The organism is Pseudomonas flexibilis (genome assembly GCF_000802425.1).
Lineage (GTDB): Bacteria > Pseudomonadota > Gammaproteobacteria > Pseudomonadales > Pseudomonadaceae > Serpens > Serpens flexibilis.
The window spans coordinates 141448-157310 of the sequence record NZ_JRUD01000014.1 but is presented as its reverse complement, the minus strand read 5'-3'; the positions used below and the strand labels follow the sequence as shown (position 1 = coordinate 157310).

General features: G+C 69.3%; 7 protein-coding genes. 5 read left to right on the top strand and 2 right to left on the bottom strand.

Annotation, left to right across the window (positions count from 1 at the left end):
- Nucleotides 1–79 precede the first annotated feature (79 nt).
- From recC to recD, 3 genes are read left to right on the top strand one after another with little or no spacing between them, the layout of a single operon-like run.
- Entirely contained in the window at nt 80–3523 is a 3444-nt protein-coding gene (gene recC / locus SF06_RS10080; protein WP_039561158.1) for an exodeoxyribonuclease V subunit gamma, read from the top strand.
- Nucleotides 3520–7143 (top strand): exodeoxyribonuclease V subunit beta, encoded by a 3624-nt coding sequence (gene recB, locus SF06_RS10075; RefSeq protein ID WP_039561155.1) that lies wholly within the window; start codon nt 3520–3522, stop codon nt 7141–7143. Before recC ends, recB begins: the two co-directional genes overlap by 4 nt.
- Entirely contained in the window at nt 7140–9185 is a 2046-nt protein-coding gene (recD, locus tag SF06_RS10070; protein WP_039561154.1) for an exodeoxyribonuclease V subunit alpha, read from the top strand. The genes recB and recD overlap by 4 nt, the downstream gene beginning before the upstream one ends.
- Nucleotides 9186–9409: 224 nt before the next feature.
- Here recD and dibA read toward each other — a convergent pair whose 3' ends face one another.
- Entirely contained in the window at nt 9410–11347 is a 1938-nt protein-coding gene (gene dibA, locus SF06_RS10065) for a phosphodiesterase DibA (RefSeq protein WP_037008421.1), read from the bottom strand.
- Nucleotides 11348–11815: 468 nt separating this feature from the next.
- Between dibA and SF06_RS17735 the strand changes: the two genes are divergently transcribed.
- On the top strand, nt 11816–13036 hold the full coding sequence (locus SF06_RS17735) for an OprD family outer membrane porin (RefSeq protein WP_052199775.1): 1221 nt from the start codon (nt 11816–11818) through the stop codon (nt 13034–13036).
- A 202-nt stretch (nt 13037–13238) separates the two neighbouring features.
- Nucleotides 13239–14213: a cytochrome-c peroxidase gene (locus SF06_RS10050; protein WP_052199783.1), complete on the top strand. Its 975-nt coding sequence runs from the start codon at nt 13239–13241 to the stop codon at nt 14211–14213.
- 153 nt (nt 14214–14366) lie between these two features.
- Here the strand turns inward: SF06_RS10050 and SF06_RS10045 are convergent, their stop codons facing one another.
- Nucleotides 14367–15860: a YifB family Mg chelatase-like AAA ATPase gene (locus tag SF06_RS10045; protein ID WP_039561149.1), complete on the bottom strand. Its 1494-nt coding sequence runs from the start codon at nt 15858–15860 to the stop codon at nt 14367–14369.
- Nucleotides 15861–15863 lie beyond the last annotated feature (3 nt).

The window sequence follows — 15863 nt, the reverse complement described above, 5'->3', positions numbered from 1 at the left end:
TTTACCTGTCCGTCCGTCCAGCCTGTGTCCCGTCGCGCTTAGCCACTACCATGGCGGTCTTCGAGGATGAGGACACTCCATGACCGCAGATCAGCCCCTGACGCCCGGCTTCATGATCGTCCACGGCAACCGCCTGGACGCGCTGCGCGAGCTGGCGGTGGCCTGGATGGGGCGCTATCCGCTGCGCCCGCTGGAAAACGAAGTGGTGCTGGTGCACAGCAACGGCGTGGCGCAGTGGCTCAAGCAGGCGCTGGCCGAGGACCCGCGCGAGGACGGCGGCGGCTGCGGCATCGCCGCGGCCATCGACGTGCAGCTGCCGGCCGCCTTTCTCTGGCAGGCCTACCGCACGGTGCTCGGCCGCGAGGCGATTCCCCGCGTGTCGCTGCTCGACAAGGGCCCGCTGACCTGGCGGCTGATGCGCCTGCTGCCGGCGCTGCTGGAGCGCGACAGCTTCACTCCGCTGCGCCGCTTCCTCGCCGAGGACGACGACCTGCGCAAGCGTCACCAACTGGCCGAGCGCCTGGCCGACCTGTTCGATCAGTACCAGGTGTACCGCGCCGACTGGCTGGAGGACTGGGCCGCCGGCCGCGACCAGCTGCGCAAGGCCAGCGGCCAGATCGTGGCGCTGACCGAGGAGCAGGGCTGGCAGGCCGAACTGTGGCGCGCGCTGCTCGCCGACGTGGGTGCCGAGGGCCTGGCGCAGAGCCGCGCCGGCGTGCACCGGCGCTTCCTCGCCCGGCTGCGCGAAGTGCACGAGGCGCCGCGCGGCCTGCCTCGCCGGGTCATCGTGTTCGGCATTTCCTCGCTGCCGGCCCAGGCGCTGGAAGCGCTCGGCGCGCTGGCGCGCTTCAGCCAGGTGCTGCTCTGCGTGCACAACCCCTGCCGCCATCACTGGGCGGACATCGTCGCCGACAAGGACCTGCTGCGCCATCAGTACCGCCGCCAGCAGCGGCGTCCCGACATGCCCGCCGACCTGCCGGCCGAGCTGCTGCACCAGCACGCCCAGCCGCTGCTGGCCGCCTGGGGCAAGCAGGGCCGCGACTACATCAACCTGCTGGACAGCTACGACAGCCCCGATGACTACCGCGCGCTGTTCCCCGCCCAGCGCATCGACCTGTTCAGCGAGGACGCGCCGGCCACGCTGCTCGGCCAGCTGCAGGACGACATCCTCGAACTGCGCCCGCTGGCCGAGACCCGCGAACGCTGGCCCGCGCTGGACCCGCAGCGGGACCGCTCGCTGCGCTTTCACATCGCCCACAGCCCGCAGCGCGAGGTGGAGATCCTCCACGACCAGTTGCTGGCACGCTTCAGCGCCGACCCCGGCCTGCATCCGCGCGACGTGATCATCATGGTGCCGGACATCGACCGCTACACCCCGCACATCCAGGCGGTGTTTGGTCGGCTCGCTCGCGACGATGCGCGCTTCATCCCCTTCACCCTGGCCGACCAGGGTCGGCGCGGCCGCGAGCCGCTGCTGATCGCCGTCGAGCATTTGCTCAACCTGCCGGACAGCCGTTTCGCGGTCAGCGAGATCCTCGACCTGCTGGACGTGCCGGCGCTGCGCGCGCGCTTCGCCATCGCCGAGGGTGACCTGCCGCAGCTGCACCGCTGGATCGAGGGTGCCGGCGTGCGCTGGGGGCTGGACGCCGCGCAGCGCCAGCGCTTCGGCGTGCCGGCGAATCTGGAGCAGAACAGCTGGCTGTTCGGCCTGCGCCGCATGCTGCTCGGCTACGCGGTGGGCGAGGGCGCACCGCTGGACGGCATCGAGCCCTACGCCGAGATCGGCGGCCTGGACGCGGCGCTGCTCGGCCCGCTGGTCACCCTGGTCGAGCGCCTGCAACTGGCCTGGCGGGAACTCTCCCGGCCGGCCACCGCGCCGCAGTGGGGCGAACGCCTGCGCGCGCTGCTGGAAGTGTTCCTGCGCCCGAGCGACGAGCAGGACGAGCTGCTGCTCAGCCAGTTGCTCCAGGCCCTGGAGGGCTGGCTGGAGCAGTGCCGCGAGGCCGGGCTGCACGAGGAACTGCCGCTCACCGTGGTGCGCGAGGCCTGGCTCGGCGCGCTGGACCAGCCCAGCCTCGGCCAGCGCTTCCTCAGCGGCGCGGTGAACTTCTGCACGCTGATGCCCATGCGCGCCATTCCGTTCCGCGTGGTCTGCCTGCTGGGCATGAACGACGGCGACTACCCGCGCGCCCAGGCGCCACTGGACTTCGACCTGATGGGCGGCGACTACCGCCCCGGCGACCGCTCGCGCCGCGAGGACGACCGCTACCTGCTGCTCGAAGCGCTGCTCTCGGCGCGCGAGCAGCTGTACGTCAGCTGGATCGGCCGCAGCGTACGCGACAACGGCGCGAAGCCGCCGTCGGTGCTGATCGGCCAGCTGCGCGACCACCTGGCCGCCGGCTGGCGGCTGGCCGGCCGGGAAGATGATGACGAAGCGCTGCTCGCGGCGCTGACCTGCGAACACCCGCTGCAGCCGTTCAACGCCGCCTACTTCGGCGGCGATGCCGAGCTGTTCAGCTACGCCGGCGAATGGCTGGCGCTGCACCAGGGTGAAGCGGGCAAGCAGCCGGAGGGTCGCCTGCCGCCCTATCCGGTGGACGGCGCCCTCGAGCTGGAAACCCTGCAGGACTTCCTGCGCAACCCGCTGCGCCAGTTCCATCAGCTGCGCCTGAAGCTCCACCTGCGCGACGGCGACCCGCCGCCGCCGGATGCGGAGTGCTTCGAGCTGGACGGTCTGCAGCGCCACACGCTGCGCGACGCGCTGCTGCGCGCGGCCCTCGATGAAACCGACGCAGAGGCCGGCCGCCAGCGTCTGCACGAGCAGGCGGCGCTGCTGCAGCGCAGCGGCCTGCTGCCGCTGTCCGGGTTCGGCGAGCTGCATGGCGCGGCGCTGCTGGAACCGCTGCCGGACCTGCTGGAGGCCCGCCGGTATCTGCTGACGCTGTGGCCCGAGGCGGTGGCCTCGCCCCAGGCGGTGGGCTTCCAGCACGGCGAGCTGACGGTCGGCGGCTGGCTGCCCGGGTTGCGCCGCAATGCCCTGGGCGAACTGCTCAGCCTGCGCGTGCAGCCCGGCGCGCTGGGTCTGCAGCCGAAGAAGCGCAAATGGCACCACCTGATGCGCCCCTGGGTCGCCCACCTGCTGGCCAGCGCCTGCCGTGTGCCGCTGCACACCGTCCTGCTCGGCAGCGACGGTGGCCTGCGCCTGGCGCCGCTGCCGGCGCAAACCGCGGAGACTGCGCTGCGCGCGCTGCTGGACGCCTGGCTGCGCAACTTGCAGCAACCGCTGCCGCTGGCGCCGAAGACCGCCTGCGCCTACCTGCTGGAAGGCGCCGACGAGGCGGGGCGCAGCGCCTACGAGGGCGCCTTCCGGACGCCCGGCGAGCGCGACGAAAGCGCCGACCTGCGCCGCTACTTCGCCGACTACGACAGCCTGCTGGCGGTCGACGGCGCCCGCGATCTGTGGAACGCCCTGTACGGCCCGCTGGTGGCGGCCGACTGGCAGGCACTGGAGGTGCCGGCATGAGTGACAAACCCAATCTGGCGCTGGACCTGCCCCTCACGGGCAGCCGGCTGATCGAGGCCAGCGCCGGCACCGGCAAGACCTTCACCATCTCCGCGCTGTACGTGCGCCTGGTGCTCGGCCACGGCGGCGAAGCACGCGGCTTCGGCCGTGCGCTGCTGCCGCCGGAAATCCTCGTGGTGACCTTCACCGAGGCGGCCACCCAGGAGCTGCGCGATCGCATCCGCACGCGCCTGGCGCAGAGCGCCCGGCATTTCCGCGGTGAACTGGCCGACCCGGACGACCTGCTGGTCGCCCTGCGCAACGAATACCCGCCGGCCGACTGGCCGCGCTGCGCGCTGCGCCTGGACACCGCCGCGCAGTGGATGGACGAGGCCGCCGTGTCCACCATCCACAGCTGGTGCCAGCGCATGCTGCGCGAGCACGCCTTCGACAGCGGCAGCCTGTTCACCCAGACCCTGGAAGCCGACCAGAGCGACCTGCTGGCCGAGGTGGTCAACGACTTCTGGCGTGCGCACTTCTACCCGTTGCGCGGCGCCGCGCTGGCCTGGGTGCACCAGCACTGGAGCAGCCCCGCCGAGCTGCGCCAGCGGGTGCGTCCGTTGCTCGGGCTGGGCCTCGGCGAGGCGCACACCGATATCCGCGCGCTGCTCGAAACCGCGCTGGCCGAGCGCGGCCAGCGCCTGGCGGCGCTCAAGGAACCCTGGGCGCTGTGGGCCGAGGAGCTGCGCACGCTGCTGGATGACGCCTGCGCCCGCAAGGTCGTGGACGGCCGTCGCCTGCAGGCGCGCTGGTACAACGGCTGGTGCGACGCGCTCAAGGCCTGGGCCAGCGATCCCGAGGCGGTGAAGCTGGATCTCGGCACCGGCTTTGCCCGGCTGACCGCGGACGGCCTGGCGGAGATCTGGAAGCAGGGCACGCCCTTCGAACATCCGGGCCTGCAGGCCATCGCCGAACTGCCGGCGGCGCTCGCCGCGCTGGCCGATCCGGACGAGGCGCTGCTGCGCCATGCCGTGCAGTGGATCGAGCAGCGCTTCGACCGGGAAAAGCGCCAGCGCGCGCAGATCGGCTTCGACGACATGCTCACCCGCCTGGACGCCGCGCTGGCCGGCGACAGCGGCGCGCGGCTGGCCGAGGTGATCCGCCGGCAGTTCCCCGTGGCGCTGATCGACGAATTCCAGGACACCGACCCGCTGCAGTACCGCATCTTCCAGCGCATCTACGGCATCGGCGAGGCGCGCGACGACTGCGCCATCCTGCTGATCGGCGACCCCAAGCAGGCGATCTACGCCTTCCGTGGCGCCGACATCTTCACCTACCTGAAGGCGCGCGCCGCCACCGAAGGCCGCCACCACAGCCTGGACACCAACTTCCGCTCCAGCACGGCGCTGGTCGAGGCGGTCAACGGCCTGTTCCAGTTCGCCGAGCTGCAGCCGCTGGGCGCCTTCCTGTTCAAGGGCGAGGCGGGCAACCCGCTGCCGTTCCACCGCGTGAACGCGCGCGGCCGTGCGGAAACGCTGGAGATCGACGGTCAGGTCCAGCCGGCCATGACCCTCTGGCACCTGGCCGAATCGGCGCCAATCAGCGGCGAGCGCTACCGGCGCGAACTGGCGGCCGCCAGCGCCACGCAGATCACCCGGCTACTCAACCTCGGCCTGGCCGGCCAGGCCGGTTTCCGGCGCGCCGACGGCACGTTGCAGCCATTGTGTCCGGCGGACATCGCCGTGCTGGTGCGCGATGGCCGCGAAGCGCGGGCCATCCGCCAGCAGCTGGCGCGGCGCGGGGTGCGCAGCGTTTATTTGTCGGACAAGAGTTCGGTGTTCGACAGCCAGGAGGCCGCCGACGTGCTGGCCTGGCTGCGCGCCTGCGCCGAGCCGGACGACGAGCGCCTGCTGCGCGCCGCGCTGGCCACGGTCACCCTCGGCCGCTCGCTGAGCGAGCTGCACGCGCTCACCGAGGACGAACTGGCCTGGGAAGCGCGGGTGATGCAGTTCCGCGGCTACCGCCAGCAATGGCGCCGGCAGGGCGTGCTGCCGATGCTGCGCCACCTGATGCAGGACTTCGCGCTGCCGCAGCGGCTGATGGCCGGCGACGATGGCGAGCGCGCGCTGACCAACCTGCTGCACCTGGCCGAGCTGCTGCAGCAGGCCGCCGGCGAGCTGGACGGCGAGCAGGCGCTGATCCGCCACCTGGCCGAGCACCTGGACGGCCAGGGGCAGGGCGCCGAGGAGCAGATCCTGCGCCTGGAAAGCGATGACGCGCTGGTGCGCGTGGTGACCATCCACAAGTCCAAGGGCCTGGAATACCCGCTGGTGTTCCTGCCGTTCATCTGCTCGCACCGCCCGGTGGAGGGCGAGCCGCCGCTGCGCTACCACGACGGGCAGGGCGAGCTGCAGGTGGACCTGCGCCCGGACGCCGCCGCCGTGGACCGCGCCGACCGCGAACGCCTGGGCGAGGACCTGCGTCTGCTGTACGTAGCGTTGACCCGCGCCCGGCACGCCTGCTGGCTGGGGCTGGCCGAACTCAAGCGCCGCCAGGGCAAGGAGTCCTGCCTGCACCGTTCGGCCATCGGCTACGTGCTGGCCGGCGGCGAGCCCTTCGAGCTGGCGCCCCGGCTGGCCGCGCTGCAGGCCGCCGGGTCCGGGATCCAGCTGGCCGCGCCGCCGTCGCCCAACGAGCAACGCTTCTTGCCGCCGGCCGCCGACAACGCCGCGCTGCAGGCGCGCCTGCCCAAACGGCGCGCCCTGGAACACTGGTGGATCGCCTCCTACAGCGCCCTGGCGCTGGCCGGCGACGATGCGGTCGAGCCGATCGAAGCCCCGGACAGTCCGGCCGCCCAGAAGATCCACGACGACGATGCGCAAAGCCGCGAATTCGCCGGCGCGGCCGAGGGCGCCGAGCTGCACCGTTTTCCGCGCGGTCCGCAGCCCGGCACCTTCCTGCACGGCCTGCTGGAATGGGCCGGCCGCGAGGGCTTCGCCGAGGCGCTGGACAACCCCGCCGCGCGGCGCGAAATGCTCGCCCGCCGCTGCCAGCTGCGCGGCTGGCAGCAGTGGATCGAGCCGCTGGACGCGTGGCTCGGGGACTACCTGCAGGTGCCGCTGACCGCCGGCGAGCGGCCGCTGCGCCTGGCCGATCTCGGCCACTACCAGGTGGAGATGGAGTTCTGGTTCTCCAGCCGTCAGGTGGACGTGCAGCGCCTGGATGCCCTGGTGCGCGCCCACACCCTCGACGGCGCGCCGCGCCCGGCGCTGGCGCCGAGCCGGCTGAACGGCCTGTTCAAGGGCTTCATCGACCTGGTGTTCGAGTTCGAGGGGCGCTACTACGTGGCCGACTACAAGTCCAACTGGCTGGGCGGCGACGCGCTGGCCTACCACGCCGAGGCCATGCGCCAGACCGTGCTGGAGAAGCGCTACGACCTGCAGTACATGCTCTACCTGCTGGCCCTGCACCGCCAACTGAAGGCGCGCCTGCCCGACTACGACTACGAACGGCACATGGGCGGCGCGCTGTACCTGTTCCTGCGCGGCGGCGCCCATGGCGTGCATGCCGAACGGCCGCCGCGCGCGCTGATCGAGGCGCTGGATCGCCTGTTTGCCGGCCATGCGGAGGTCTGCCCATGAATCTCGATCTGTTGGCCCGGCAACTGCGCGACGAAGCCTATCCCCTGCTTTCCCAGGTGCTGAGCGAGCGCGATCAATTGATCGCCCAACTGGATCTCTGGGTGCGCCGGGGCTGGTTGCGGCCGCTGGACCGCGCCTTCGTCGGCTTCCTGCGCGAACGCGAGCCGCAGGCCTCGCCGCTGCTGTTGCTGGCCGCCGCGCTGGCCAGTCACCAGTTGGGTCAGGGTCATGTGTGCCTGGACCTGGCCGTCACCCTCGACGAGCCGGATTTCGCCCTGTCCCTGCCGCCCGAAGGGGAACAGGCCGGTGAAACGCGCCTGCCGTCGCAACTGCTCGCCGGCCTGGACCTGGCGCAGTGGCAGGCGGCGCTGGCCGCCAGCGCGCTGGTCGAAGTCTGGCAGGGCGGTGACCCGGCGCAGCAGGCCCGCCCGCTGCTGCTGTGCGAAGGGCGCCTGTACCTGCGCCGCTACTGGAACTACGAGCAGCGCGTGGCGCACAGCCTGCGCCAGCGATTGGCCGAGCCGCTGACCGTGCCCGACGACCTGCCCGCGCGGCTGGACGCGCTGTTCCCGGCCAGCGACGAGGCGCGGGTCGACTGGCAGAAGCTCGCTTGCGCGCTGGCGGTGCGTGGCCGCTTCACACTGATCACCGGCGGCCCCGGCACCGGCAAGACCACCACCGTGGTGCGCCTGCTGGCGCTGCTGCAGGCGCCCGCGGTGGCGAACGGTCAGGCGCTGCGCATCCGCCTGGCTGCGCCGACCGGCAAGGCGGCGGCGCGGCTCACCGAATCCATCGGCCAGCAGGTGCGCACGCTGGCGGTGGACGCGGCGGTGCGCGCGGCCATTCCCCAGGAAGTGCTGACCCTGCACCGCCTGCTCGGCAGCCGCCCGGACACCCGCCAGTTCCGCCACCACGCCGGCAACCCGCTGGGGCTGGACGTGCTGGTGGTGGACGAGGCGTCGATGATCGACCTGGAAATGATGGCGCGCCTGCTCGACGCCCTGCCGGCCCATGCGCGGCTGATCCTGCTCGGCGACAAGGACCAGTTGGCCTCGGTGGAGGCCGGCGCGGTGCTCGGCGACCTGTGCCGCGACGCCGAGGCCGGTCATTACGATCCGCCCACCCGCGCCTGGCTGGAACAGCTGGCCGGCCGACCGCTGGACGAACCGGGACTGTTGCCGGGCGAAGCCGGTCGGCGTCCGCTGGCCCAGCAGACGGTGATGCTGCGCCACTCGCGGCGCTTCGGCGCCGACAGCGGCATCGGCCAGCTGGCGCGCCTGGTCAATCGTCAGGCGGCGGCGGACGCCCGCCGACTGCTGGCGCAGGGCGCGCCGGACGTGCACGCCCTGCGCGGCGGGCCAGCCGCTCTGGCGCGGCTGATCAGCCAGGGCCACGGGGGCGCGGAGGGTTATACGCATTACCTGCGCGAGCTGCAGGCCGGGCGCCCGCTGGACATGGAGCCGCTCAACGGCCCGGCCTGGCAGGACTGGGCGAACAGGGTGCTCGGCGCCTTCGACCGCTTCCGCCTGCTCTGCGCGCTGCGCAAGGGCGACTGGGGCGTGCAGGGCCTGAATCAGCGCGTGCAGGATGAGCTGCAGCGCCAGGGGCTGATCGATCCCGCCCACGAATGGTACGAGGGCCGCCCGGTGCTGGTGACCCGCAACGATTACGGGCTGGGCCTGATGAACGGCGACATCGGCATCGCCCTGCGCCTGCCCGGCCAGGACGGCGCGCCGCTGCTGCGGGTGGCCTTCCCGCGCAACGACGGCTCCGGCGGCGTGCGCTTCGTGCTGCCCAGCCGCCTCACTGCCGTGGAGACGGTGTTCGCCATGACCGTGCACAAGTCCCAGGGCTCGGAGTTCGCCCACACCGCGCTGGTGCTGCCGGACGCGCTGAACCCGGTGCTGACCAAGGAGCTGCTGTACACCGCCATCACCCGCGCCCGCGAACGGTTCACCCTGGTGGAGCCGCGTGCCGGGGTGTTCGAGGCGGCGGTGCAGCGCCGGGTGCGGCGCGTCAGCGGGCTGGGGGTGGAACTCTAGGCGGGGGGCCGCGCCTGGCACCCGAGGGTGGATCGATGGAGCGCGATCCACCCTACGTGACCGTCGCCCCATCGAGGATGGAGGGGGTTCCCGCCTGCAAGACGTAGGGTGGACAACGTCGTTCTTGTCCACCATCGCGCCGGCACGGCGCGCTTGTGGCGCGTGGGTGCATCGGTGGGACGCGATGTACCTGGCGCGCTGTCTCCGGTCAGGGGCGGGGAAAACTACGACCTGACGGTGAGGGTTTCCGCCTGCACGCGCGGCAGCGGCCGGGGCCGCCAGTCCAGCTCGGCGGCCGGCAGCGGGCGGCCGAACCAGTAGCCCTGGCCGAGGCCGCAGCCGTAGCGGGCGAGCAGCGCGGCCTGGGCGGGCGATTCGATGCCTTCGGCCACTACGGCCAGGCCCAGGCTGTGCGCCAGGGCGATGATCGCCCGGGTAATGGCGGCGTCATCCTCGTCGTCAGGCAGGCCGGCGATAAAGCCCTGGTCGATCTTCAGCTTGTCCACCGGCAGGCTCTTCAGGCGCAGCAGCGAGGAATAGCCGGTGCCGAAGTCGTCGATCGACAGGCGCACGCCGAGGTTGCTCAGCCGTCGCAACTGCTCGCAGGCCGCGTCCGGATCGTGCATCACCGCGCTCTCGGTGACTTCCAGCTCCAGGCAGCCGGAACGCAGCCCGGTCTCCGTCAGTACGCGGCGCACGTGCTCTTCCAGCTCGCCCCGGCTGAAGAGGCGGCTGGAAACGTTCACCGCGATGAAGTCGAGGTCGATGCCCGCATCCTGCCAGGCGCGCATCTGTCGGCAGGCGGCGCCGAGCACCCAGGTGTCGATGGCGGCGATCAGGCCGTTTTCCTCGGCCAGCGGAATGAAATCGCCGGGAGGAATCATTCCGCGGGACGGGTGTCGCCAGCGGACCAGTGTTTCCACCCCGCGCACCTGGCCACTTTTCAGGTCGAGAATCGGCTGGAAATTGAGCAGCAGGTGCTGGGCCTCGATGGCCTGGCGCAGTGCGGCGCCCAGCTCCATGCGCTGGCGTGCCTGCAGCGTCAGCTCCTGGGTGTAGAAGGCGTAGGTCTGCCGGCCGCTCTGCTTGGCCTTGAACAGCGCGGAGTCGGCATTGCGGATCAACTGGTCAAGCTGGGTGCCGTCCTCGGGGAACAGGGCGATGCCGATGCTGGTGGTCAGGAACAGCGTGGCGCCGGCGATCTGGAAGGGGGCATGCAGGCTTTGCAGCACGGCTTCGGCCAGCGCGGTCGCCCGCTGCGCGTCGCCACCGTCCTCGCAAAGCAGGGCGAATTCGTCGCCGCCCAGGCGCGCCACCGTCAGGCCCTTGCCAACCGCCGACAAACGCTCGGCCACCTTGCGCAGCACTTCGTCGCCGGTGCTGTGGCTGAGGCTCTCGTTGATGTCCTTGAACAGGTCCAGGTCCAGCAGCAGAACGCAGCCGCCCTGCTGGCTCTTCGCATTGCGCTCCAGGGCATGCTGCACGCGCTCGTTGAACAGCAGGCGATTGGGCAGGCCAGTCAGCGGGTCGTGGTGAGCCAGGTGGTCCAGCTCCTGCTGGGTCTGCTTCATCGCGCTGATGTCGGAGAAGATCGCCACGTAGTGGGTCAGTTCGCCGAACTCGTTGCGAATGGCGTGGATACGCTGCCATTGCGGAAAGATCTCGCCGTTCTTGCGGCGATTCCAGATCTCGCCGCTCCAGCTGCCATGGGCCTGCAGCTCGCCCCAGACGATGTTGTAGAAACTGCGGTCATGGCGGCCCGATTTGAACAGGCTCGGCGTGTTGCCCAGCACCTCGGCCTCGGTATAGCCGGTAATGCGCTCGAAGGCCCTGTTGACGTGGATGATGCGGTTCTGGGTGTTGGTGATCACCACCCCCTCGAGGGTGTTGTCGAACACGGCAGCCGATTGCCGCAGGCGGTTTTCATGCTGGCGGCGTACTTGCAGCTCATCGTCGAGCAGGCGGCGCTGCAGGCGCAGGAACAAGTACAGGAGCAGGGTGCTGATCGCGACGAAGATCAGACCCTTGTAGGTCTGCCAGGCGTAGTACTGCTCGCCGGGACCAAGCCAGCGCAGCAACAGCTGGTTGCTGAGGAAAACCCAGAGGGTGGAGCCCAGGGCATAGCCCACCGTCAACAGGAGGGCATTCGGGAACGCTTTCATCGTGAACTGCAAGCGCCGGCGGGAATAGGCGCGGCAGTATACGGAAGTTCACTCAGCGCGACGACTGGCCGAAGGTTACCGTCGGATTGATCCCGGGCAACGAAACGGCGGGTCCCTGGCGCCAGAATGCCGCAAACATGCGGGAATCACCGTCTGTCTGAAACCTTCCAGCATGCGGAACGGTGAACCGGCTCGCCTTTTCCGCGACAACATTGGCCATCGGTAGGCTTCAAAACCCGATTTTTTTCTGTCATAAAGGCCCGCACCTAACTTTTGTTGTGGTTTGTAACAGGTTCGATGCCTGGCCAACAGGAAGGCACAACAGGCAGGTGAAAGGCCGAGCGGTACCGTTGGGGACGGTCGGTCGCGAATATCGTCGGAACGCTGGGGGGAAAGGTGTTCCGACCGATGCGCTCGAAGACGGGCCAAAAACCCGGCTCGAAAAAACCAAAACTGGAGTAAGAACAAATGAAAAAAACTGCCGTGGCTGTAGCCGTCGCCGTCAGCGCCCTGGGCATGAGCCAGTTCGCTGCCGCTGATTTCGTCAAGGACAGCAAGCTGAGCCTGGACCTGCGTAACTACTACTTTGCTCAGGACACCGATGAGTTCAACGGTGCAGCAGGAGTTGAAGGCGGCCAGTGGGGCCAGGCCTTCATGCTGAACTACAAGTCCGGCTTCACTGAAGGCGCGATTGGTGTCGGTGTCGACCTGTTCGGTGCCGCTGCGTACAAGCTGGCTGACCACGGCGACCAGCAGACCGCCATGCTGTTCGAGCGCTATAGCGCAGACGAGTCGGCCGAGCGCCTGAACAAGGGTGGTGCCACCCTGAAGGCCCGCGTCGGCAAGACCACTGGCTACCTCGGTGCCCTGCGTCCCGTGACTCCGGTCCTGGTCTCCAACGATGCACGCATGCTGCCGCAGCTGTTCGAAGGCGCGATGCTGACCAACCAGGATGTCGCTGGCCTGACCCTGACCGCAGCTCACCTGACCAAGGTGTCCATGCGTGACGAGGATCAGTGGACTGACAATAACGACCGCTTCGGTGGCGAGTTCTCGCTGCTGGGCGCCGACTACAAGGTAATGGACGGCCTGACCGCCCAGTACTACTTCGGCCAACTGCACAACACCTACAAGCAGCACTTCGCTGGCTTGAAGTACTCCGCAGCCGTGGGCGCCGGCAAGCTGGGCGCTGACCTGCGTTACTTCAACACCTCGGAAGATGGTGATGGCGATGGTCGTGCTAATCCCCGCAACGACAACAAGCTGTGGAGTGCATTGGTCAACTACTCCATCGCCGGCCACACCTTCGGTGTTGGCTACCAGGAACTGTCGGGTGATACCGGCTTCGGACAGCTGAGCAACAGCAACTACCTGATCTCCGAGCGCATGATCGGTAACGGCCTGATGGCTAACCAGGATGAGAAAGTCACCCTGGTCAGCTACGGCTTCGACTTTGGCACCGTGGGTGTCAAGGGCCTGAGCGCTAGCGTCCTGCACCAGATGGGCGACGGCGGCGTGCTGGAGCGCGATCACACCGAAACTGACGTTGTGGTGGGCTACACCATTCCGGAGGGTCAGTTCAAGGGTCTGGGCGCTCGTCTGATGCACGGCATGTACGACGGCGACGGCAAGACCGCCGACATCGACCAAACCCGCTTCATCGTGAACTACAGCATCCCACTGATGTAATAGCGGCTGCGCTGAACCAAACCCCTGTCGCCTTCGGGCGACAGGGGTTTTTGTTTGCCTTGTTCTGGCCAGGGGTGCGGCGCTTTACCGCTGCCATTCATCGATCGCCTTGACGCATGTCAATATGGCCCTATGCCTCTATCGGCATCTTTGGTCTGACCCCGATTAGCAGTAGGAGCCCCCGACCATGTTCAAACCCGTGATGCTGGCCTTGAGCCTGACTGTGAGCGCCACCGCCTTTGCTGCGCCCAGCAACGAACCGATTCAGCCGATCCAGCCGGCCAAGGTGACCAACCAGGCCAAGGTGGAGTTGGGCAAGCAGCTGTTCTTCGACCCGCGCCTGTCCAAGTCGGGCTTCATTTCCTGCAACTCCTGCCACAACCTCTCCATGGGCGGCAGCGACAACCTGCCGTCCTCCATCGGTCACAACTGGCAGCAGGGCCCGATCAACTCGCCGACCGTGCTGAACTCCAGCCTGAACCTGGCGCAGTTCTGGGACGGTCGTGCGGCGGACCTGAAGGAGCAGGCCGGTGGCCCGATCGCCAACCCGATGGAAATGGGCTTCACCCATACCCTGGCGGTGGACGTGCTGCAATCCATCCCGCAGTACCGTGAATCCTTCAAGAAGGTCTACGGCAAGAACGCCATCGACATCGACCAGGTGACCGACGCCATCGCCGCCTTCGAAGAGACCCTGGTGACCCCGAACTCGCGCTTCGACCAGTGGCTCAAGGGCGACAAGAAGGCCCTGAACAAGGACGAACTGGCCGGCTACCAGCTGTTCAAGGACGTGGGCTGCACCGCCTGCCACAACGGTAGCGCCGTGGGCGGCAACTCCTTCCAGAAGATGGGTCTGGTCGAACCCTACGCCACCCAGAATCCGGCCGAGGGTGTTGCCGGTCTGACCGGCAATGATGCCGACCGCATGAAGTTCAAGGTGCCGACCCTGCGCAACGTTGAGCTGACCTACCCCTACTTCCACGACGGTGCCTACTGGAACTTGGAAGAAGCGGTCGACGTGATGGCCCGTCTGCAGTTGGGTCGCAAGCTGGAGCAGAAGCAGATCGCCCAGATCACCGCCTTCCTGAAGACCCTGACCGGCGAGCAGCCGAGCTTTGCGCTGCCGATCCTGCCGCCGTCCACCGCCAAGACCCCGCGTCCGCAGCCGTTCAACTGATCGGCCAGACGTGACGAAGAACCCCGGTGCCGCAAGGCCCCGGGGTTTTTTGTTGGCAGGTCAGTAGGGTGGAAAACGCCGAAGGCTTTCCACCGACGCATGGCGAGGGGGGGCGTGGTGGAAAATCGCTGCGCGAGTTTTCCACCCTACGGTCTATGAGTGCCCCTGACGGTATTGCAGCGCCTCGGCCAGGTGCGGGCGGCCGATGTGTTCGCTTTCCTCCAGGTCGGCCAGGGTGCGCGCCACCTTGAGCAGTCGGTGGGCCGAGCGCAGCGAGAGTCCCAGGCGTTCGCAGGCCTTTTCCAGCCAGAGGCGGTCTTCGTCCGCCAGCACGCAATGCCGGCGCAGCCCCGGCAGGTCGAGGAAGGCGTTCGCGCAACCCTGGCGGGCCTGCTGGCGCGCCCGCGCGCGGGCCACCTGGTCGGCCGCCTGCGGGGTGCTTTGCGGCGTGGTCTCCGTGGGGGCGAGCTGGGTGGTTTCGCGGGCCACCGTGACGTGCAGGTCGATGCGATCCAGCAACGGCCCCGACAGCTTGTTGCGGTAGCGCTGCACCTGTTCCGGCGAGCAGCGGCAACGCCCGCCGGCATCACCCAGGTAACCGCACGGACAGGGATTCATGGCGGCGACCAATTGGAAGCGCGCCGGAAAACGCAGCTTTTCCGTGGCGCGGGCAATGACGATCTCGCCGCTTTCCAGCGGCTCGCGCAGCACTTCCAGCACCTTGCGATCGAACTCGGGCAGCTCGTCGAGAAACAGCACGCCCTGGTGGGCGAGTGTGATCTCGCCGGGGCGCGGCCGGCTGCCGCCGCCCACCAGAGCGGGGCCGGAGGCGCTGTGGTGTGGATTGCGAAACGGACGCTGCGGCCAGTGGCTCAGCGGTGTATGGGCGGCCACCGAATGGATGGCGGCCACCTCCAGGGCTTCGGACTCCTCCAGCGGCGGCAGCAGCCCGGGCAGGCGGCTGGCCAGCAGCGTCTTGCCGGTGCCGGGCGGGCCGCTGAGCAGCAGGTTGTGGGCGCCAGACGCGGCCACCAGCAGGGCGCGCTTGGCGGCCAACTGGCCGTGCACGTCGGCGAGGTCCGGATAGGGTTGCGTCTGGCGCAGCAGCCCCTGGGCCTGGTAAGGCGCCAGCGGTTCCTGGCCGGTGAGGTGCGCGGCCAGCTGCAGCAGGTGCTCGACCGCATACACCTCGAGCCCCGAGGCCAGGCTGGCTTCCTCGGCGTTCTGCGCGGCGACGATCAGCTTGCGCCCCGCTGCGCGCGCGGCCAGCGCGGCCGGCAGCACGCCGCGTACCGGGCGCAGCTCGCCGGACAGCGCCAGCTCGCCCAGGCATTCGTAGTGGCAGAGGGGTTCGTTGGGCACCTGGCCGCTGGCGGCGAGAATGCCCAGGGCGATGGCCAGGTCGAAGCGGCCGCCATCCTTGGGCAGGTCCGCGGGCGCCAGGGACAGCGTGATGCGTCGCTGCGGGTACTCGAAGCCGCAGCAGAGCAGGGCGCTGCGCACGCGATCCTTGCTTTCGCGCACGCTGGTTTCCGGCAGGCCTACCAGGGTCAGCGAGGGCAGGCCGTTGGCCAGGTGGGCTTCCACGCTGACGGCAGGGGCCTCGACACCCACCAGCGCGCGGCTATGGACCAGGGCCAAAGACATGCA